Consider the following 1,538-nt stretch of genomic DNA (forward strand, 5'->3'; position numbering starts at 1 on the left):
TTCCCTATATGTAGTGTTTATTTGATTTTATAGACACTATATGTTGAAAGTCTATTGTCAACAAGCGCAATAAAACCCGGTTTATTGATAATTACCCCTAGTTTATTGACGAGATGCGTTTGCCCTGTCCGGCAGCCTAACATGGGTGATTGAAAGGTCAAATTCTTGAATTACCGAAAAATTGGGTGTTAAAGCCTTGCCGTTTTAAGGCCACTTTATTTTATACTGGTAATAACTGGCAAAGGTATTCAACTGCTCTAAAAACCTAGCTACTAATCGTAGCACACGATTCGCCTTAAAAACTGAGGTCAAACCCCGCGTCGCCGTTAGGCGCAAGGGAATGCTGACCAACAGAAGATTTATGGGGTTTTGCACAGGAATGTTTGTGCATGGAAAAGCTTTAAGCACCAAGTACAAGAGAACCAAAATTTTTAAGGTTTTAACTGTACCGTAGGGCATAGGTCCACAGGCTATTGATAGCGTTCGGCCAGCATTCCGATAGGAAAGCTTCTCTGTTTGCGTTTGCGTAGCATCCCGTAGGGAAGCATTCCGTAGGAAAAGAGGCAATAGAGCAAACGCTTGGGGAGAAAACCATCTCTGGCTTAGGTATCGCAAGGTATCAATTTAAGTGGATTCGGTGTTGGCTTAGTCTTGCGGAACGCAAACCAATAATCCTGGTTTCAGGAGAATCTCGGTGTCTTTAGGCTGGAGAGTATGTCAAAAGATGTAAAATCCTCGTCAAAAACTTTGAGAGGAATCTAACTAATGCGACTGCCAAGATTAATCTTTGCTTTACTCGGTTGATGATTTAAGAGCCTTGCAGCCTTTTCTTAGATGTCAAATGGGTTCTATAGCAAGGAACAAGTTGGTGTTTGACTTATGCTGATGATGAACCTAATAAGGGGAAATATTTTTCCCAAAGATGAGCTGTTCCCTGCTATATTTCCTATTCTATATCGGTCTAAATTGGATCTATATGTAATTAAACAGATTTGATATTAAGCAAAAGCAGAATATCCTAAATTTGGAGGAATATCTTGCCAACGTCCTTGACCTACGGCTTGATTTGCTTCCGTAAGACTAATATCACCAGTGTACAAAGCACGACCAACAATTGCACCTTCTACCCCCATGGGTTCTAATGCTAACAGACTTAACAAATCAGTAATTGAACTAATACCGCCAGAAGCGATGGTAGGAATATCGATTGCAGTAGCTAATTCCCTTAAGGACTCTATGTTAGGCCCTTTGAGAGTGCCATCTCGGTGAATATCAGTGTAGACGATCGCTGCAACTTTTAGTTTAGCCATTTGCCGAGCGAGGTCAGTTGCTAATACCTCAGATGTTTCTAACCATCCTTTAGTAGCGACTTTACCATCTCTGGCATCAATACCTACAATAATTTGACCAGGAAATTCTTGACAGAGGTTTACGTAACTATTCTGCAGTTGCAAGTGTGCTTGCTCTTGGTGTAAAACAAGCTATTGTCGGTACTGTAGCGGTCGAACGACCTCAGTTAATATCTAACCTCTGTCAAG

Annotated in this window: 2 pseudogenes; one reads left to right on the plus strand and one right to left on the minus strand. The window is 41.2% G+C overall.

The window, feature by feature from the left end:
* Positions 1-998: 998 nt before the first annotated feature.
* Positions 999-1,427 (minus strand): annotated as a pseudogene (locus F6K13_RS32520) (HisA/HisF-related TIM barrel protein); the annotation flags it as partial.
* A gap of 29 nt (positions 1,428-1,456) precedes the next feature.
* Here F6K13_RS32520 and F6K13_RS32525 point away from each other — a divergent pair.
* Positions 1,457-1,538: pseudogene (locus F6K13_RS32525) on the plus strand (1-(5-phosphoribosyl)-5-((5-phosphoribosylamino)methylideneamino)imidazole-4-carboxamide isomerase); the annotation flags it as partial.

The sequence above is a fragment of the Okeania sp. SIO2B9 genome (assembly GCF_010672505.1).
GTDB classification, from domain to species: domain Bacteria; phylum Cyanobacteriota; class Cyanobacteriia; order Cyanobacteriales; family Microcoleaceae; genus Okeania; species Okeania hirsuta.